General features: G+C 42.0%; 19 protein-coding genes. 9 read left to right on the forward strand and 10 right to left on the reverse strand.

What is annotated here, in order from left to right; all coding sequences use genetic code 11:
• Positions 1-10 precede the first annotated feature (10 nt).
• Positions 11-637, reverse strand: coding sequence for a nitroreductase family protein (locus LG330_RS06825; protein WP_404408476.1), 627 nt, complete (start codon positions 635-637; stop codon positions 11-13).
• A 158-nt stretch (positions 638-795) separates the two neighbouring features.
• The gene (locus tag LG330_RS06830) at positions 796-1,326 is read right to left on the reverse strand and encodes a flavodoxin family protein (RefSeq protein WP_404408478.1); all 531 of its coding nucleotides are present in this window, start codon (positions 1,324-1,326) and stop codon (positions 796-798) included.
• A gap of 181 nt (positions 1,327-1,507) precedes the next feature.
• On the opposite strand from LG330_RS06830, the gene wrbA reads away from it, so the two are divergent.
• Positions 1,508-2,119: an NAD(P)H:quinone oxidoreductase gene (wrbA, locus tag LG330_RS06835; RefSeq protein ID WP_404408480.1), complete on the forward strand. Its 612-nt coding sequence runs from the start codon at positions 1,508-1,510 to the stop codon at positions 2,117-2,119.
• Between the two features lie 40 nt (positions 2,120-2,159).
• Here wrbA and LG330_RS06840 read toward each other — a convergent pair whose 3' ends face one another.
• From LG330_RS06840 to LG330_RS06850, 3 genes are all read right to left on the reverse strand, one after another.
• A complete protein-coding gene (locus tag LG330_RS06840) occupies positions 2,160-3,026 on the reverse strand; it encodes an RluA family pseudouridine synthase (protein WP_404408482.1) in 867 nt (288 codons plus the stop codon).
• Positions 3,027-3,103: 77 nt separating this feature from the next.
• Positions 3,104-3,577, reverse strand: a complete 474-nt coding sequence (locus LG330_RS06845) for a thioredoxin family protein (RefSeq protein ID WP_404408484.1) — start codon at positions 3,575-3,577, stop codon at positions 3,104-3,106.
• Complete coding sequence (locus LG330_RS06850) at positions 3,574-4,005, reverse strand: disulfide oxidoreductase (protein ID WP_404408486.1); 432 nt, start codon at positions 4,003-4,005, stop codon at positions 3,574-3,576. Before LG330_RS06850 ends, LG330_RS06845 begins: the two co-directional genes overlap by 4 nt.
• 200 nt (positions 4,006-4,205) lie before the next feature.
• Between LG330_RS06850 and LG330_RS06855 the strand changes: the two genes are divergently transcribed.
• The 5 genes from LG330_RS06855 to LG330_RS06875 all read left to right on the forward strand — a co-directional run bounded on the left by LG330_RS06855 (position 4,206) and on the right by LG330_RS06875 (position 10,785).
• Complete coding sequence (locus LG330_RS06855; RefSeq protein WP_404408488.1) at positions 4,206-5,747, forward strand: GNAT family N-acetyltransferase; 1,542 nt, start codon at positions 4,206-4,208, stop codon at positions 5,745-5,747.
• 191 nt (positions 5,748-5,938) lie between these two features.
• Entirely contained in the window at positions 5,939-7,669 is a 1,731-nt protein-coding gene (locus tag LG330_RS06860) for a phospho-sugar mutase (RefSeq protein WP_404408490.1), read from the forward strand.
• Between the two features lie 250 nt (positions 7,670-7,919).
• Complete coding sequence (locus tag LG330_RS06865) at positions 7,920-9,029, forward strand: GAF domain-containing sensor histidine kinase (RefSeq protein ID WP_404408492.1); 1,110 nt, start codon at positions 7,920-7,922, stop codon at positions 9,027-9,029.
• Positions 9,030-9,040: 11 nt separating this feature from the next.
• Positions 9,041-9,694, forward strand: a complete 654-nt coding sequence (locus tag LG330_RS06870) for a response regulator (RefSeq protein WP_404408494.1) — start codon at positions 9,041-9,043, stop codon at positions 9,692-9,694.
• A gap of 110 nt (positions 9,695-9,804) precedes the next feature.
• On the forward strand, positions 9,805-10,785 hold the full coding sequence (locus LG330_RS06875; RefSeq protein ID WP_404408496.1) for a zinc-binding dehydrogenase: 981 nt from the start codon (positions 9,805-9,807) through the stop codon (positions 10,783-10,785).
• 36 nt (positions 10,786-10,821) lie between these two features.
• Here LG330_RS06875 and LG330_RS06880 read toward each other — a convergent pair whose 3' ends face one another.
• Entirely contained in the window at positions 10,822-11,421 is a 600-nt protein-coding gene (locus LG330_RS06880) for a PepSY domain-containing protein (RefSeq protein ID WP_404408498.1), read from the reverse strand.
• A 134-nt stretch (positions 11,422-11,555) separates the two neighbouring features.
• Between LG330_RS06880 and LG330_RS06885 the strand changes: the two genes are divergently transcribed.
• From LG330_RS06885 to LG330_RS06895, 3 genes are all read left to right on the forward strand, one after another.
• A complete protein-coding gene (locus tag LG330_RS06885) occupies positions 11,556-12,911 on the forward strand; it encodes a SpoVR family protein (RefSeq protein ID WP_404408500.1) in 1,356 nt (451 codons plus the stop codon).
• Between the two features lie 116 nt (positions 12,912-13,027).
• Positions 13,028-13,666 carry an FMN-dependent NADH-azoreductase gene (locus LG330_RS06890; protein ID WP_404408502.1) on the forward strand — a complete coding sequence of 213 codons (639 nt, stop codon included), beginning with the start codon at positions 13,028-13,030 and terminating at the stop codon, positions 13,664-13,666.
• An 86-nt stretch (positions 13,667-13,752) separates the two neighbouring features.
• Complete coding sequence (locus LG330_RS06895; RefSeq protein WP_404408504.1) at positions 13,753-14,223, forward strand: NUDIX hydrolase; 471 nt, start codon at positions 13,753-13,755, stop codon at positions 14,221-14,223.
• A 32-nt stretch (positions 14,224-14,255) separates the two neighbouring features.
• Here the strand turns inward: LG330_RS06895 and LG330_RS06900 are convergent, their stop codons facing one another.
• The 4 genes from LG330_RS06900 to LG330_RS06915 all read right to left on the reverse strand — a co-directional run bounded on the left by LG330_RS06900 (position 14,256) and on the right by LG330_RS06915 (position 19,784).
• Complete coding sequence (locus tag LG330_RS06900; RefSeq protein ID WP_404408505.1) at positions 14,256-14,384, reverse strand: hypothetical protein; 129 nt, start codon at positions 14,382-14,384, stop codon at positions 14,256-14,258.
• A gap of 232 nt (positions 14,385-14,616) precedes the next feature.
• Complete coding sequence (locus tag LG330_RS06905; RefSeq protein ID WP_404408507.1) at positions 14,617-16,092, reverse strand: SulP family inorganic anion transporter; 1,476 nt, start codon at positions 16,090-16,092, stop codon at positions 14,617-14,619.
• Positions 16,093-16,342: 250 nt separating this feature from the next.
• Positions 16,343-18,025: an alpha-glucosidase gene (locus LG330_RS06910; RefSeq protein ID WP_404408509.1), complete on the reverse strand. Its 1,683-nt coding sequence runs from the start codon at positions 18,023-18,025 to the stop codon at positions 16,343-16,345.
• Positions 18,026-18,428: 403 nt separating this feature from the next.
• Positions 18,429-19,784, reverse strand: coding sequence for a hemolysin family protein (locus LG330_RS06915; protein WP_404408511.1), 1,356 nt, complete (start codon positions 19,782-19,784; stop codon positions 18,429-18,431).
• Between the last annotated feature and the right edge of the window lie 111 nt (positions 19,785-19,895).

Below are 19,895 nucleotides of genomic sequence, written 5' to 3' on the forward strand. Positions count from 1 at the left end.
TCTTTATACATTATACATACTCAACTAACTCATCAATATTAATTCTTTCAGACTTACGTGCTTCCTTCGCTGCTTTACCGACTGTAATCAGCATCACAGGGACGTAACGGTCTGAAATCTCAAATTCCTCGATCAGCTGAGCGTCGCTAAATCCGCCGATTGGACAAGTGTCCCAGCCTTTTGCTTTAGCAGCAATCATGAATTGCATCGCTGCAAGTGATGCATTAGAAAAAGCTGCGTCGCGTGCAAACTGTTCGTTTTCATATGCGCCCTGGATCTGTCCATTCAATGCTTGCTTAATCTCCTCAGACATTGCGCCTGTTTCAACAGCAGGGTCGAATACCGCATCAACATTTTCATTTGCTCTCAGATCACCAAGAACGGCAATCACTGCTGATGCGTCTGTAATCTGCTGCTGGTTATAAGCAATCGGCAACAGGCGTTCCTGGGATTCAGGATTATGAAAAGCAAGGAACTTCCAGTGCTGAAGGTTCCATGCTGATGGGGCCTGTCCCATCGTCTCTAACAGTTCATTCAGCTCTTCACGGCTGATTTCAACTTCATGATCATACTCTTTAGTCGCTCTTCTTTCAAAAAGGACATCTAATACGTTTTTTTCCAAAGTAGTTGCTGACATGATAAAAAACCTCCTGGCATTCACATTCTCTATTTGAATCGGTTACTTTTAGTTATTAGTAAACAGTGCCTACTATAGTATAAGCAAATGGTGGTTGTCAAGGAAATCAGGTGCAAAAAAGCTTCTGCAGCCTTTCAACAGGTACAGAAGCTGATATGTTAGTTGAAGAAATGCTCAAGGTGGTTTAACCTGTCACTATTATTTGCGTCACCGGGTTTTCTTGCTTCACCGATAAAGTATTTTTTGAAATCCATCCCTGTGAATTCAAATATGTGTCTGAACTGAAGAATCAGCGGCAGGCCTTTCAGGTCAACCTGGTCCCCCCCACACGTAATCACATATCCCGGCTTCCCGGAGATACGTTCCTTAAAATTCAGTTCAGGGTCACGCATCGCCTGAGACCACCTGTCAATAAATGTTTTCATATAGCCGCTCATCCCATACCAGTATAATGGTGTGGCAAAAAGGATTTCATCTGCTTCAAGCATTGTTTCAACAACTTCTGCGTGATCATCCTCAACAGGATCAAATCCATTTTCATCATGGCGCTGATCATGAATCTGCCGAATGGTTTTTTCTCTCAAACGGACCCACTTCACATCTCCTTTATATGAATCAGCAGCTTTTGCAGCAAAATACTCAGAGTTACTGTTTTCGCGGGAGCTCCCACTAATAATTAATAAAGTCACAATTATCATCCATCCTTTCAAACAGATTCTACATCTTACTCATTCTATGATAAAGCAATCAGTCTGATACTTTGAAACTGAGATTTTTGAAACTATGTTTATAAAAGAAACTAAAAGGTAATAACATAAAATGTGAATTAGTTTTCAGAAAATTATACCAATGAAAAAGGGAGAGTGTTCAATGTCTAACGTAAAATTAGCAATTATTTATTACAGTTCAACAGGCACTAACTATAAGCTGGCGAAATGGGCAGAGGAATCTGCAAAGGAAGCGGGCGCAGAGGTTAAAGTACTTAAGGTTGAAGAAACCGCTCCACAGCAGGCAATTGCTTCAAATCCTGCATGGAAGGAACATTATGAGGAAACAAAGGATGTTCCGGTTGTAACACTGAATGACCTGGAGTGGGCTGATGCTTATATCTTCAGCATTCCTACACGTTACGGCACAATGCCGGCTCAGATGAAGAATTTTATTGATACAACTGGCGGCTTATGGTTTAACGGTAGGCTTGTCAATAAAGTAGTAAGTGGAATGAGTTCAGCTCAGAACCCGCATGGCGGTCAGGAAGCGACGATCCTGAACCTGTATACAACGATGATGCACTGGGGTGCGATTATTGCAGCACCTGGTTATTCAGATCCGGTTACGTTTGCTTCCGGTGGTAACCCGTACGGCACAAGTGTAACGGTTGATCAGGATGGGAACATGAAAGAAGATGTGACTGACGGCGTGAAGTATCAGGCGAAGCGCACGATTGAAGTGGCTAAATGGGTTAAAGCAGGAAAAGAATAAGCAAAAAAAGCAAAGGCCGGTGTGCCTTTGCTTTTTTATGTTATTTAAAATATAGCGGAGCAGGTGCATCTGCAGTGATCTGTTGAAGTGTAAACGGATGTGTGAAAACCAGTTTTTTCGCATGCAGTGCCTGATGTATAAATTGTTTGACAGTAGAACCATAGAGCGTATCTCCTGCGATCGGATGACCTATGGAAGAGAGGTGTACCCTGATCTGATGGGTGCGTCCGGTTTCAAGGTTCAGTTCAACTAAAGACAAATTTTTATCCACGTTATAAGAGATCACTTTAAAGTGTGTAACAGCCTTCTGACCTCCCGGAGACACGCGCCTTCTGACAGGATGGTGCCTGTCTTTACCGATTGGCTGACTGATGGTTCCATGCGGCTTCATTTTATCTTCTGCCAGCGCAATGTATGTCCTTTTAATCATTCTTTTTTCAAGCAGTTGATCCAGTAATGGTTTGATTGCCGGATGCTTGGCAAAAAGAATAGCACCTGTTGTGTCACGGTCGAGTCTGTGAATTGGCTGTGCGTAGCCTATATGATCTAATGAGAGTAAATAATGAACGACTGCATTTTGAAGAGTCTTCTTATCTGAATCATCATTAGGATGCGTATCTAGGCCTGCTGGTTTATTGACCACTACCAGATGCTCATCCTCATACAGCACCTTAATCTCATGATTCCATGCAGGAGCGGAAGGCGAGGCTTCATACTCAAACGAAACTTCATCCCCTTCAGATAAAGGATCCTTCCAGGGCTTAAGGGCTCCATTGATTAAAATACTTTTCTCCATCCGCCATTGATGAATCGTTTTCTTGCTGAAAGCGAGATGATCTTTTAATAAAGCATCTAACGTGTATCCATCCCATTTTGCGTGAATCTTTATGGAAAAACGTTCTTTCATCTATACTGCTCCTTTCTGTCATAGAAATAAAAAACTGCCGGGAAATCATCAGTAGTGATCCCCCGGCAGTTAATAATCTATTCTCCAGTTACATTGCGCTCAAAGAATGCTCTGTAATCCTCTTCGGTTGCTGCACCGACAATACCATCTACTGCTTCTCCATCTTCGTAGTAAATCAACGTTGGTGTTGACTGAATGCCGTATTGGTTCCATGAATTATCAAACTCAAGTAAATTATGCTGAAGCATATCAACGTTCATTTCTTCTGCAAGTGGAGCAAGTATAGGTGTTGTCTCCTGACAGTATTGACAGGTAGGACTGAAAAAGTAAACAGTAGTCGGTTCCCCACTTGAAATGCGTTCCTCCAACTCTTCGGGTACAACCTGATTTTGATAGTTCTCATCATCCAGCAAATCAATTGTTGCCTGGTTCAGGTTATCTTTCCCATAAGGATTATCCTCAGTAGCAGTTGAATTCTGCATATTCGTGACCAGGGCGATTGCTGCGAAAATCAGCACAATAACACCGCCGAAAATTAAGATTTTTTTCATGATTGTGTTGCTCCTTTCGATTGCTTAAGAATCATCAGACTTAAAACAAAAATAATGGTAAAGGCAGTCAGTGCCAAAAATGGGATGGTGATAAACCCTGCCCAGTTAATATATTCCCCTGTACATGGGACTCTGCCGCATGCTGGAGCAGAAGCTGAGAGTGCATCAATCTTCTGAATGCTGTAATGGTAAATCGATATACATCCGCCGATTCCTGAAAGAACAGCAGAATAAAGTGCAGCTTTTGCATCTTTTCTAACGATTGCAATGAGTAAAATGATTACAATCGGGTACATAAAAATGCGCTGATACCAGCATAGCTCGCATGGTTCAAATCCTCTGATCTCTGAGAAATATAAGGAGCCCATTGTAGCAGTAAAAGCGGCAGCCCATGCAGCAAAAAGCATGTTTTCTATCTTTTTGGTCATCATGACGCCTCATTTCGCTTGAAAATCTCTTGTCATTGAAGATTGTAAAATTAAAAAGGCAATAATTCAAGCAGAGATCATGCATAAACCTTAAAAACAGATTGAATATGTCTAAAATTTGGCATGAAAAGACTTACAGCTGTTATTATTATATATTGGGTTTATAATTAAAAGTAACTATGTGCTTGAGGAGTGAAAGGATGTCTGAAAAACTTGATTTGTCTCAATTTGAGAAAAAGATGATCATTCGTAAAATGATTTATGCGGATATAGATAAAATTATTCATATGCAAAAGCTTTGCTTCCCCGGCATGCAGCCATGGAAGAGCGAGCACCTTGAAAGTCATCTGGACATGTTCCCGGATGGCCAGCTTGTTGCTGAGCTGGATGGGGATATTATTGGTTCATGTTCAAGTCTGATCATTAACTTTGATGAATATGATGACCGTCATACATGGGATGATGTAACGGATGAAGGGTACATTACGAATCATAATCCTGACGGGTACAATCTTTATGGCATTGAAGTTATGGTACATCCAGATTTCCGCCGGATGAAGGTCGGGCACAGATTATATGAAGCAAGAAGAGAGTTAGCAAGAGAATTCAACCTGAAAAGTATTATTATCGGCGGAAGAATTCCGAATTACCATAAATACGCAGGGGAAATGTCTCCACGTGAATACGTGGATTCTGTTCAGATGCATAAAATCTACGATCCGGTGCTGTCTTTCCAGCTGATTAATGGTTTTACACTGATGCGGATTAACCCGAACTATCTGCCGGATGATAAGCAGTCAAATAAATATGCAACCCTGATGGAATGGAACAACGTGGACTATCGTCCAAAATCAAAGAGACACTTTAAGACGAGTCACCCTGTGAGAATCTGTGTTGTACAGTACATGATGCGTCAGATCGACTCATTTACTGACTTTGCAAACCAGGTTGAATACTTTACTGACGTAGCTTCAGATGCACAATCAGATTTCGTTGTGTTCCCTGAGATTTTCACGACACAGCTGATGTCATTCCTGAATGAGAAGTCTCCTAGTATGGCCGTAAGAAAGCTGACGGATTACACGGAAGAATACATTGAACTCTTCACTGATCTTGCAGTAAGATACAACGTCAATATCATTGGCGGCTCTCATTTTGTGAAAGAGGAAGATGATGAGATTTATAATATCGCTTACCTGTTCAGAAGAGACGGCACGATTGAGAAGCAGTACAAGCTTCATATCACGCCAAACGAACGTAAATGGTGGGGGATCAGCCCTGGAGATAAAGTCAGAGTATTTGATACAGATTGCGGTAAAATTGCGATCCAGATCTGTTATGATATTGAATTCCCTGAACTTGCACGTATTGCGACAGATATGGGTGCGAAAATTATCTTTACCCCATTCTGTACAGAAGATCGCCAGGGTTACCTGCGCGTAAGATACTGTTCGCAGGCACGTGCGGTTGAAAATCAGATCTATACAGTCATTTCAGGTACAGTCGGCAATCTGCCGGAAACTGAAAACATGGATATTCAATATGCACAATCAGCGATCTTTGCACCATCCGACTTTGAATTTGCACGAGATGGCATTGTCGGTGAAACAGATCCGAACCTTGAAATGGTGATGATTGGGGATGTCGATCTTGAAATTCTCAGACGTCAGCGTCAGGGCGGTACAGTGCGCCAGCTGAAGGACCGGAGACATGATATTTACTCGATTGATTATAAAAAGTAAATGTAATTGTTAAAAAGGTTCAGTGATTAATAAGGAGGAGGGATGGTATGAGACTCCTGTGGAAAATGATCGTCCGCGGAAAGAGAGTACCTTCCCTCCTCTTATTTTCAACATATTCTTTTCTGACTTTTCAATATTCAACAGTCTGAGTGCGTGCTACAATAGTAAAAAGCCAAAACGGAGGGGATTTTATGAGCGTACAAAACACGTATAACAAATGGATAACTTTTGAAGGGCTGGATCAGGAGCTGCATGCAGAACTCGCTGCAATGAAAGGCAACGACAAAGCAATTGAAGATTCATTTTATAAAAACCTTGAATTCGGTACGGGTGGCATGCGCGGTGAAATCGGTGCCGGAACAAATAAAATGAACATTTACACAGTCCGTAAAGCAGCAGAAGGGCTGGCGAAATACATAGAAAAAAATGGGGAAGAAGCGAAAGATAAAGGCGTAGTGCTCGCATATGACTGCCGCAGAAAATCTCCTGAGTTCTCCATGGAAATTGCTCGTACACTTGCTTCGCACGGAATTAAAACATACGTATTTGAATCACTCAGATCAACACCTGAGCTTTCTTTTGCCGTCCGTCATCTTGGAACATTTATGGGCGGAATGACGACAGCAAGTCACAACCCTCCTGAGTATAATGGATTTAAGGTATACGGTGCTGATGGTGCCCAACTGAATCTGAAGGACGCGGATGATGTGATTGATGAGATCAATCTGATTGAAAATGAGCTTGATATTCAGGTGAAGCCTGTTGAAGAGCTAAAACAAGCAGGACTGATTGAGATCGTTGGTGCTGAAGTAGATGATGCATATGCAGAACATCTGATCACTGTATCTGAAAAGCCGCAAATGGCGAAGGAATCAGATCTTAAAGTTATATTTTCTCCGCTGCACGGTGCATCTAATATAATGGTTCAGCGAGGACTGAAAGCCCTTGGTTATGATGTACATGTTGTAGCAGAACAGGAGCAGCCGGATTCTGAATTCCCTACGCTTAAATCTCCAAATCCTGAAGAGCCAGGTGCATTCGAACTTGCGATCAGAGACGGGAAGAAAGTGAACGCGGACCTTCTTATTACAGCTGATCCGGATGGTGACAGACTTGGACTGGCGGTACAGGGCCCTAACGGAGAATATACGCTGTTAACAGGAAACCAGACAGGCGCGATCCTGCTTGATTACCTCCTTGCGCGTAAAAAGGAAAAAGGACAGCTGCCTGAGAATGGCCGCGTGTTCAAAACGATTGTCACATCTGAAATTGGCAGAAAAGTAGCTGAGCATTATGGTGCTTCAGTTGAAGATGTGCTGACTGGATTTAAATTTATTGGTGAAAAAATTAAAACGTATCAGGCATCAGGAGAACACGAATTCCTATTTGGCTATGAGGAAAGCTACGGCTATCTTGTAAAAGAATTCGCACGTGACAAAGATGCGATTCAGGCTGCACTGCTTGCAACAGAAGCGGCTGCATATCACAAGGCAGAAGGTAAAACGCTTTATGAGGTGCTTCTAGCCATTTATGAGCAGCATGGTTATTACAAGGAAGACCTTGAGTCAATCACAATGAAAGGGAAGGATGGTGCTGAAAAGATTCAGTCACTATTAACTTCCCTCAGAAAGACACCGCTTGAAGAAATCGCAGGACTTTCAGTAGAATCGCAGGAAGATTATTTAACTTCTTTACGCCGTGATACGAAAGAAGGCGCAGAATATAAAATCAACCTGCCATCTTCGAATGTACTGAAATATTTCCTTGAAGACGGCTCATGGGTATGTGTCAGACCAAGCGGCACAGAACCAAAAATAAAATTCTATTTCAGCGTAGTCGGCTCATCACTTGAAGACAGTGAAGAGAAACTTGAAAATATTAAACAATCCTTTATGGAGAAAATTAAGGCTGAATTGAACTGATAGCAATCAAGAGGTTGAGACTCAAAATGTCTCAGCCTTTTTTTGTCCAGCTCCAGGCGCTAGCTCTTCGGGTCATAAGCCACGATGAGAAAATGGGAAAGGTCACCCATTGCTCTCATCGTATCTTATGCTTGTCGGGGCTGAACGCCTGCTTCCGCTTTTCTTTTCAGCCTTTTGACCGAACAGGAATGATTAGTACCTGCAAAGTCTATGACTTATAATAAAAGCAACAGAAACAGGCGGTGAGACAATGAACGATCCATCACACGTAACTATCCTGAAAGAAATTGCTGAGCTTTTAAATGAAGAAACCGAGCTGGAATCGATGCTTCAGGGATCACTTGAGAAGTTTCTTGAAGGTACAGATTTTCATACAGGCTGGGTCTTTTTTATAGAAGATGACGGGAAGCATGCATTAATCGCTCATGAAAACCTTCCTGACATTCTGACTGAGCAGGATTGCCTTTATATGAAAACGGGCGGCTGCTGGTGCGTTAACCGTTTCAGACAGGGAAGGCTGAGAAAAGCTTCAAACATCATAGAGTGTAAGCGGATTACAGAAGCGATTGACCGCAGTAAGGAAAACCCTGAAGGTATTACGCATCATGCCACTGTGCCACTTCAGTCGGGTAATGAACGCTTTGGTTTATTAAATGTGGCGACCCCCGGCAGACGGGAATTTGAAGCGAATGAGCTCGCGCTGCTTGAATCTGTTGCGTTTCAGATCGGATCAGCAATCAAGCGGATACAACTGACGAAAAAGGAACAGGAAGTTGCGCTGATGCAGGAACGTAACCGTCTGGCGCGTGACCTTCATGACTCTGTTAATCAGCTATTATTTTCAATGACGCTCACAGCAAGAGGCGGAGCAGAAATGTCTGAGGATCCTGATGTAAAAGAAACGTTCCATGGGCTTCAGTCGCTGGCTCAGGAAGCCCTTACTGAAATGAGAGCACTGATCTGGCAGCTTCGTCCAAAAGGAATGGAAGGCGGACTGACTGAAGCGCTTAATGGTTTCGCTGATATGCTTGGACTGAAAGCGACTATTAAAATCGAAGGCGTATTGAACCTGCCTGCTAAAGTGGAAGAAACCATTTTCAGAATCGGTCAGGAAGCCATTACGAATTGTAAAAGACACGCTGGTGCAGATGAGATCTATATCTGGATTGATTCTGCGTCTGACAAAATCGAAATGACAATTCGTGATTTCGGAAGGGGCTTTTACCCGGATCACGTAGAAAAGCTTCCATCAGTGGGGATCTCGAGTATGAAAGAAAGAACAAGGTTATTAAATGGTGACTTTTCACTTAAAAGTCACCCGGCTGAAGGAACTCAAATTAAGATCATATTGCCTTATTAGGAGGTACGCAGATGTCGATAAAATTACTGATTGCTGACGATCATCACGTAGTCAGAAGAGGACTCGTATTCTTTTTAAAAACACAAAAGGATATTGAAATTGTTGGTGAGGCTAAAAATGGGGTTGAAGCAGTCGCACTGGTGAAGAAATTCCAGCCTGATGTTGTATTAATGGATCTGGTGATGCCTGAAATGGATGGTATTGAAGCGACACGGGAAATTAAGCGGGCACTTCCTTCAACAGAAATCATGATGCTAACAAGCTTTTCAGATCAGGATCACGTCGTACCGGCCATTGAAGCTGGAGCGGCAGGATATCAGTTAAAGGACATTGAACCTGATGAACTTGCAGACTCAATTCGGAAGCTTGTGAACGGGGAAAATACACTGCATCCCAAAGCGACGAGTCATCTTATGACAAGGGTGAATCAGGATGAGCCATCCCCACATGAAGTCCATCAGCTGACAAGAAGAGAAAAAGATGTGCTGCTTGAGCTAGCAAAGGGGAAAAGCAACAAGGAAATTGCATCTTCGCTTTTTATTACGGAAAAAACAGTTAAAACCCATATCTCAAACCTTTTTTCAAAGCTTGAAGTATCAGACCGTACGCAGGCTGCACTATATGCAGTCAGACACGGGCTCGCTTCACCAGAGAGAAAATTTTAAAACTGCGTATTAGCGCAGTTTTATTTTTTTCAAAAAGTCTTCACAGTCGACTGCCGGATTATTCCCACTCTATATTGGGTAACATCAAAGAAAGACAGGAGGAATGTGAAGTGAAAGCATTACTTTTAAAAGATAAAGGTACGTGGCGCGATATGAAGGTTGAAGAGATTGATCAGCCGGTGCCTGCTGAAGATGAAATTCTGGTGAGAGTAAAAGCGGCAGGACTCAACCCGGTTGATTATAAAACCGGTGAAAACGGCTCGCCTGCCTGGAGCTATCCGCATATTCTCGGGCTTGATGCAGCAGGAGACGTAGTGGAAACGGGGGCCACAGTAAGCGGGATACAGCAGGGGGACCGTGTAGTCTTTTTAGCTGACATGTCTAAAAAAGGTGCATTTGCAGAATATGCTGTGGTTAAAGCTCATACAGTTTCAAAGCTGCCTGAAGGTGTTTCCTATACGGATGCTGCGGCATTGCCGGTTGCAGCTTATACAGCTTATCAGGCACTGTTTTACAAGCTTCATATTCAAAAGAACAAGTCGATTCTCATTCATGCTGGTGCCGGCGGTGTGGGAGGCTTTGCGATTCAGCTTGCGAAATATGCCGGGCTTAGAGTCATCACCACTGCATCAGAAGAGAATCATGATCATGTAAAACAGCTCGGTGCTGATTTTGCAATTGACTATAACAAGGATGATTTTGTAGAGAAAACAAAGGAATTTACAAATGATTTAGGTGTAAACTACGTGCTTGATACAGTTGGCAGGGAAAATGCAACAAAGTCACTTGAAGCACTTGCGTATAATGGGCAGATTGCTTTTATAGCGGGACAGCCTGAAATGAATGATTCCATTTCTTTTGCTCATCCGATTTCTTTCCACCATGTAGCGCTTGGCAGCGTCTACCAGTCGGGGAATCGTGAGGAAGAAGCTACACTTAAAGCAATTGGAGACCATCTGGTTGAACTTCTTGCAAAAGGTGAAATTAAAAGTCTGGTCGAGCAGGTCATCCCGCTCGAAGAAGCGCCAAAAGGACTTGAACAGCTGGAAACGAGAAAAGTAAAAGGAAAAATTGTTGCAGAAATAAGCTGAGGACCGGGAGCTTTCTAAGCTTCCAGTCCTGTTTTTTTAGTCATCGAGTTCCATATCAAGGATGTCACCTGTTACTGCATCAATATCAAATTCAGCTTCCCGATCGCCATTTTTCAGTTCGATTTCATAAATCATCCTGCCATCGTCATCATCCAGTTCGATTTCTTCAAGTTTCCCATTGAATTCAGCTGTAGCAATATCGAGCGCTTCCTGTTTGCTGAGCAGATCCCCTGTATTGGCATAAGCGTTTCTGTCGTCATCATCGTCCCAGTCCGTTTTACTTCTCAGAATTTCCCCGGTCACTGCATCCATATCAAGGTCCACTTCTTCCGGTCCATTGTCAATATCAATATCATAAACCATTCTGCCAGTTTCCCGTTCAAGCTCAATGCTCTCTACAACACCTTCAAATGCTGCAAGTGCTTTCTCTTTTGCCTCTTCAAGAGATAGAAGTTTTTCTTCTGACTGACGATCTTCCGGATTTGTCTGTACTGTCTTTGTTCCTTCGGTAACTTCAGTCCTTTCAAACTGATCCTGGATACCGACTGTTTTAAACTGATCAGCTACGGCATTCGCACCAAACGCCCCGCCAAGAATGACTGTTCCTGCAATCGTACCAATTAATTTTCTGTTCATGTTTGACGCCTCCTTATGTTGTTCTTGACTATATCTTACCCGGGCAATCTTAAAGGAGATGGGGAGGAAGATTAGAAATTAATGAGAATGAGGTGTTTTAAAAGAGAATAGAGTATAGAAAGGAGGCGACCTGAGTGGAATCAAAAGAATTAGCCAGAACGATCGGTGAAGTAACGGAGATTGCTAAGGGGTTTGGTCTCGACTTTTATCCAATGCGCTATGAGATTTGTCCGGCATCAGTGATCTATACATTCGGTGCTTACGGAATGCCATCGCGCTTTTCTCACTGGAGCTTTGGAAAGCAGTATCACAAAATGAAAATGCAGTATGATCTTGGATTGAGCAAAATTTATGAGCTCGTTGTGAATACAAATCCATGCTATGCATTTCTCCTGGATACTAATACATTGATTCAGAATAAATTAATTATCGCCCACGTACTTGCGCATAGTGACTTTTTCAAAAACAATGTACGCTTCAGTAAAACAAATAGAGATATGATTCAGCAAATGAGTGCAACCTCAGAGCGCATTAAAGCATATGAAAAACAATATGGTGTTGAAAAAGTGGAGGATTTTTTAAATGCCGTGTTAGCAATTGAAGAGCATATCGATCCGCTGCTTTTTAAAACAGAGAAGCCGGTGGACGAAAAGCCACTGATGAAGTATAAAGAGCCTTACAGTGATTTATGGGATAAAGCAGCAGAAGAGAACGAGCCGCCAAAGAAAAAAAAGTTCCCTGAGCAGCCTGAGAAAGACCTGATGCTGTTTATTCAGTCTCACAGCAAGGAACTTGAGGAGTGGCAGCGGGACATTATGACGATGGTGCGGGAAGAAATGCTGTATTTCTGGCCGCAGCTCGAAACGAAGATTTTGAATGAAGGATGGGCCACATACTGGCATCAGAAAATCATGAGGGAGCTTCCATTAACTGAAGAGGAAACGATTGAGTATGCAAAATTAAACGCAAGCGTTATTCAGCCGTCGAAAACGTCAATTAACCCGTATTATCTTGGATTAAAGCTGCTGCAGGACATAGAAAAGAAGGAAGATAATCATCAGAATGCTATGAAAAAGCTGTTTGAAATACGTGAGCTTGAATCCGATCAATCCTTCATCAGAAACTACTTCACGAAAGAATTCTCAAGGCAGGAGGATCTTTACTTATTTCAGCAGTTTGGAAAGGATTATAAAATAACAGATAAGGATTTCGAAGCGGTTAGAGATGAGCTGGTTCAGTCAAGAGTGAACGGAGGATTTCCATGCCTTTATGTTGAAGATGGGGATTATTTAAAGAATGGGGAACTTTATATCCGTCATGCTTATGAAGGCACAGAGCTTGATGTTCAGTATCTTGAGAAGGTACTGCATTATGTTTATCAGCTGTGGGGGAGAACGGTCCATTTTGAAACGGTGCTAAATCAGAAGACTTTCTTGTTTACCTGCAGCGGCCGAGGGGTATACAAAAAACAAGTTGAATATACAACTTGAGCAGATCAGTTGAATTGATCTGCTTTTTCATTTAATATTACTCTGTATTCAAGATAATTAAGAATATGACTTTCGTTAATAGTAATAATTTTTTAAGAAAAGGAGTTTTTTACATCATGAAAGTACTAGTCGTAAAAGCAAACAACCGTCCATCAGATCAATCAGTTTCTGCAAAAATGCACGATCTTTTCCTTGAGGAAATTAAAAATAATGAAGAGATTACAATCGATCATGTAGATCTATACAATGAAGAATTGCCTTATATCGGACAAGATTTCCTGGCAGCACAGTTTAAGTCAGTAGAAAGTGCACCGTTAACAGACGCAGAAAGCAAAGTCCTGACAATTGCGAACAGCCATCTTGAACGCTTCAAGCAGGCAGATGTTGTTGTATTTGCATTCCCGCTGTGGAACTTCACAGTGCCTGCAGTGCTGCATACGTATATGGACTACCTGTTCCGTTCTGGAGAAACATTCCGCTATACTGCTGAAGGTCCTCAGGGATTAATGGGAGACAAGCGGGCGATCCTGCTGAATGCAAGAGGCGGAGACTACTCAGCACCAGCAATGCAGGGAGCTGAAATGAGTGTGAATTTTATTAAAAATGCTCTTGGGTTCTTTGGAATTCAGCAGCAGACTGATGTGATTATTGAAGGTCATAATCAGTACGTGGATCGTACTGAAGAAATTAAAGAAGAAGGCTTTAAGCGTGTAGTTGAAGCTGCGAAAGATTTAAGCGCAGTCGCTACGCGATAAAAAAATGACAGTTCCGCACCTTAGCGGAACTGTTTTTTTATTCGATTGAGTACGTTATGATCAATTTAACAGGGAGTGATTTTGCGATGAACTATATTCAGAAATTAAGAGAAAAAATTGGTCACGATCCGGTTAACCTGGTCGGAGTGACGGTCCTTGCTTTTAATGAGTCGGGTAATATTCTGCTTCAAAAAAGGCCGGATGATATATGGGGTCTGCCGGGTGGGTTAATTGAACTTGGAGAAGCAACAGAACAGGCTGCAAGAAGAGAGGTTAAGGAAGAGACGGGCATTGAAGTAGGAGCGCTCGAACTCGTGACTGTATTATCAGGAGAAGACTACTACGTGAAACTGCCGAATGGTGATGAGTTCTATGCCATAACTGTCGTTTACTACACAAAAGACGTCTCTGGAGTACCTGAAGCTGACGGGATCGAAACGATGGAGGCAGACTTTTTCCCGCCGAACGAATTACCTGAAGGGATCAGCCCAAGAATCAAAAAAATGCTGAGAGATTCAGCAGATCAGTTATCGGATTTTGGTAAAAAAGAAAATTAAAAAGCCTTCCGGGATAACCCGGGAGGCTAACGTTATATAAGCATATGCAACATGACTGCCCCAATTCCAAGTCCTAAAATAAAGTAATTCTGAATACCGCCGGGCTTTTCCTCGCGTGACGACACCTCGTCCAAACGCTGAAGCAACTGATCCATTTTCAATAAGATCCACTCCATTCATTTAACGGTATCATCATTATATACATTTAGGAAAGCGCTTTCAAGTTATACAGAATACTCTTGAATTAAAATGATATGTTAAAGATCATTGATACTTCTGCACAGCTGGTGATTGAAACGTTCGTCCTCGGAAAGCGTCCTCTTTCGTTGCAATCAACAGCCATATTAACAACGCCAAATAAAGAATCCCCGGAAAGTTATCCGGGGATTGGAATCAATGTCCTGACGAGTTTATGTCAGGTCGATTATATACAGAAAGCTGATCAACCAGTCTGTTACTTTCTTTATTTAAACCGGTCAGTTTAACTTTAGCGCCATTTTGCTGAATCTTAATGGCAACCTTATCAACAGCATTAATCGCTGAATCATCCCAGAGATGGGCTTTTGTAAAATCAAGGATCACTGTATCCATACCATGTGGATCATAATCAATCTCTGATACGAAATCAGTTACAGAAGCAAAGAAAATTTGTCCTTCAACACGGTACGTAACCCGTGATGCAGCTTCATCGATTTCTTTTTCAATGTAAACTTTTGAAATTTTTGATGCAAAGAAAATGGCACTCAATAATACGCCTGCAAGCACGCCTTTTGAAAGGTCATGGGTTATGACAACAGTAGCAACCGTTACAACCATTACAGCAGCATCAGATCTTGGTACCTTATGAAGGCGTGTAAGTGATCCCCAGTCAAATGTACCGATTGATACCATAATCATCACGCCGACAAGAACAGCCATCGGAATCTGAACAACAACGTCAGTCAGAATCATGATCAGTCCAAGCAATACAGCACCTGCAGTAAATGATGACAGTCTGCCGCGTCCGCCTGATTTCACATTAATCACAGCCTGGCCGATCATCGCACAGCCTGCCATACCACCGAAGCAGCCTGTAATCATATTGGCAATACCCTGACCGCGCGCTTCTTTATTCTTATCACTCGGTGTATCAGTCATATCGTCTACAATTTGAGCTGTCAGTAATGACTCAAGTAAGCCGACAATCGCAAGTGAAATAGAGTAGGGAAGGATAATCATCAATGTCTCAAATGTGAATGGGACGTTTGGAATTAAAAATGATGGAAGGGTCTGAGAAATCGTTCCCATATCTCCTACCGTTTTTGTTCCAACGCCTGTAATCATGACAAAAGCCGTCACAACAATTATGGCAATCAGCGGTGAAGGAATTGCTTTAAAGAACCTTGGCACGATATAAATAATTGCCAGTGATACGGCAACAAGTGCGTACATTAACCAGCCGGCACCTTCAAACTGCTCCAGCTGTGCCATGAAAATTAAGATCGCAAGTGCATTCACAAATCCGATCATGACAGAATTCGGAATAAAGCGCATCAGCTTACCAAGCTTTAACACACCCATGATCAGCTGAATCAAACCTGTCAGAATCGTTGCAGCAAATAAATACTGTAATCCGTGATCCGCAACAAGTGTCACCATAAGGAGTGCCATTGCTCCGGTAGCGCCTGAGATCATTCCAGGACGGCCGCCGATAAAAGCAATCACAACAGCAATACAAAAGGCAGCATAAAGTCCAACCATCGGGTCAACACCTGCGATGATTGAAAAGGCAATGGCTTCCGGTATTAATGCAAGGGCTACCAGTGTACCGGACATCAAGTCCCCACGCACATTACCGAACCATTCCTGTTTATATTTAGTTAAATCCAATTCCAAAATCTCTCCTTTAAATGTATTTTGCGACTTTTCACTCTCAGAAAAGTCAGGTCCGTTTATAACGAGAAGAATTATAGCATGTTTAAGACCTGTTAAAAAATTGAATGTAAGCGTATATATTTATTGAATTCTATCAAATACTCTTATTATCAGAAGAATACTATGATAGTTATTAAAATTGTCATAACATCATTTGAACAACTGTACATAAAAAAGACTGCCCCGAAAGGACAGCCTTTTAAAATCAGGATAATTTATAAACGCGTGCTTCATAAGGTTTTAAGACAATTGTTGACGTATCATCATGCGTTGTCACAGGAAGGTTATTCAGCATCAGATTGTCAAAGCTTAATGTGAAATCAAGATCATCACAAATTGCATCCTTTGTAGAAAGGTTTGTGAAAATCACAACCTGCTCATCTTCAAGTGTTCTTGTATACGCATAGATCTGGTGGTGCTCATCAAGGATCAGGTCATATGTGCCGTATGTGAACACTTCATTGTTTTTCTTCATTTCAATCATACGCTTGTAAAATGATAGAACTGAATCCTCATCCTTCAGCTGATCTTCAACGTTAATCTCCTTATAATTCGGATTCACTTTCATCCATGGTAAACCGGTAGTAAAGCCAGCCTGCTCATCACTTGACCACTGCATCGGCGTTCTGCTGTTGTCACGTGAAGAAGCCCATAGAATCCTCATTATATCATCGTGCGGCACGCCATCTTCACGGCGGATACGGTACAGGTTCTTTGCAGAGACATCATCATAATCATCAATTGAATCAAACTGAACGTTTGTCATACCGATTTCCTGCCCCTGATAAATAAATGGAGTACCCTGCATCAGGAAATACATCGCAGCCATTGATGTTGCACTTTCATACCAGAATTCATCATCGTTACCCCAAGTAGATACAACACGAGGCTTATCATGATTTTCGATGAACAATGCATTCCATCCATTGTTTTCAAGACCCTTTTGCCATCTTGTCAGCACTTTCTTGAGTTCAACGATATCAAGCTGAAGATTCGTTTCAGCGTCCCACAGTCCAAGATGTTCGAACTGAAAGATCATATCCATTTTTCCTTTTTTCTCTCCAACCCACAGATCCGCTTCATCAATTGATACACCGTTTGCTTCACCGACAGTCATGACATCGTACTGACCGTAAGTTTTTTCCTTGAACTCTTTTAAAAGAGGCTGAATGCCTTTTTGGTTCATGTGCATATCAAAAGAAGAGACGTACTTTTTCTTTTTAGGGTTTGGCATATCCGGAAACTTTTTGCGCTTTTTAATATGACTGACTGCATCAATTCTGAAGCCGTCAATTCCTTTATCAAGCCAGTAATTGACCTGATCATAAATGGCCTGGCGTGCATCTGAATTTTCCCAGTTTACATCAGGCTGCTTTGTTGAGAAGACGTGCAGGTAGTACTGATCTGTCTTTTCATCATATTCCCATGCAGATCCGCCGAAAATACTTTCCCAGTTATTCGGCTCAGCAATCGTTTTGCCTGATTTATCTTTTTTACCATCGCGCCAGATATACCAATCACGCTTCGGGCTGTCTTTAGACTCACGTGATTCAACAAACCATTGATGCTCATCACTCGTATGGTTAGGAACAAAATCAATGATCAGCTTCATATCACGCTTGTGTACTTCACTCAGTAATGTGTCGAAATCTTCCATGGTCCCGAAATCGTCCATAATGGCCTGGTAATCTGAAATATCATAACCGTTATCATCATTAGGTGACTGATACATCGGACAGATCCAGATCACATCAATCCCTAGTTCTTTTACGTAATCAAGTCTCTGTACAATTCCCTGTAAGTCGCCGATTCCATCACCATTTGAATCCTGAAAGCTTCGTGGGTATATCTGATAACCAACGGCTTCTTTCCACCATATTTTTTTCATCTATAGGCACCTCCATAATTTATGCAATCGCTTGCACTGTCATTTAAATAAAATGCCTTGACTGCAATGCGCTAAAATGGCTGCAATACAAAGCGGTAAAAATCTGTTTTTTTATACCCGTTTATTTTACCTTCTCCGGGCTGTTTAAGCAATGATTATTTCAATAACCATATTAAAAAAGAAAGAGAAGGAGAGGCAATTTCATAGAAAGCAAACTAGTTTTATCCGCTATCTTAGTGCAGTGAAGCGGAAGGCGGCGACTCCAGCGTGAGGAGCCGGACAGGTGAGACCCCGCAGGCGCGAAGCGTTGAGGAGGCTCACCGCCGGCCACGCGGAAAGCGTCCGCCTGAAGCGCAGCGAAACGATTAAAAAGCCTGACACATTCATGTGCCAGGCTTAACCTTTATAATGCTTCAGTTGTTCTGATCGAAGGGGAAGGAGCAGTTTCAACCTCAGAAACCTCTTCTTCAGAAAGCTTCCAGACTTCAAGGTAGAGGATATGATAACCCTCTATATCGTTCACTCTGAACACATGACCTTGTTCGTAAATCTCATCTCCAACTTCAGCGTTAAAGTTACGCGTCATAAACCATCCGCCAATTGTATCAACATCCTCTTCATCAATATCGATGTTAAGAAGTTCGTTCACACTCTGCACGAGTACCTTGGAATCAAGAATAAAATGGTGCTCATTAATCTGCTGAACATCAGGGATTTCATCCGCATCGAACTCATCCTGTATTTCTCCAACAATCTCTTCAATAATATCTTCCATTGTCACAAGACCTGATGTGCCGCCGTATTCATCAAGCAGAATCCCCATGTGCATCCTGTCTCTCTGGAATTTATGAAGCAGCTCGTGGATCGGAATACTGTCAATGACCTGAATAATCGGATGTGTAAATTCAGATACAGTACGTTTTCCATTCTCCTGATTTTCAATAAATGCAGTCATCAGTTCTTTCATATTAATCATGCCAATAATATTATCTCTGTCACCATCTTCAGTAACAGGATAACGGGTATACTGCTCTTCTTTCATGACTTCAAATACTTCAAGCAGTGTAAGGCCGCTGTCCACACTTGCAATTTCTGTTCTTGGGACCATGATTTCTTTTGCAACCCGCTCATCAAATTCGAAAATTTTATTTACGAATTTATATTCTGATTGATTAATTTCACCACTTTTTAAGCTTTCAGAAAGAATCATGCGTAATTCTTCTTCTGAATGCGCAGCATCATTTGAAGAAGCATGCTTTAAGCCAAGCATTCTTGTCAAAAGACGTGCAGATCCATTTAAGAATCTGATAAAAGGATAAAGGATGCGATAAAACCAGATTAATGGCGATGCAAACATCAGTGTAATTCTCTCAGCCTGTTGAATGGCGATAATCTTAGGGGACAGTTCTCCTATTACAACATGCAAAAATGTAATAAGTGAAAATGCCAGTACGAAAGATAAAGCAGGTGTCCATGAAAGGTCGAAGCCTGCAAATAATGGCGCGATCATCGCTGCGATGACCGGTCCACCGATCCAGCCGAGTGCCAATGCAGAAACTGTAATACCAAGCTGGCACGCGGATAAATACTCATCGAGATTATCCATTACTTTCTTTGCATTCGCAGCTTTCGGATGCCCTTCCTCAAGCAGCTGGTCAATTCGCGTAGACCTGACCTTTACAATTGAGAATTCAGAAACTACAAAAAATGCAGTACATGCAAGTAAAACAACGACCAAAATTAAATTGTCTATCTCCAATGATGCGAGAGCATTCCCTTAAGCGGAAAGCTCTCTTCCACCTCCTGTGAATGTTAGTGTAAAGGCATCAGAGATCATTCCGTCAGAATGGAGGTCCAATGAGAACCTGAC

It is taken from the genome of Jeotgalibacillus malaysiensis, from assembly GCF_044789845.1.
Lineage (GTDB): Bacteria > Bacillota > Bacilli > Bacillales > Jeotgalibacillaceae > Jeotgalibacillus > Jeotgalibacillus malaysiensis_A.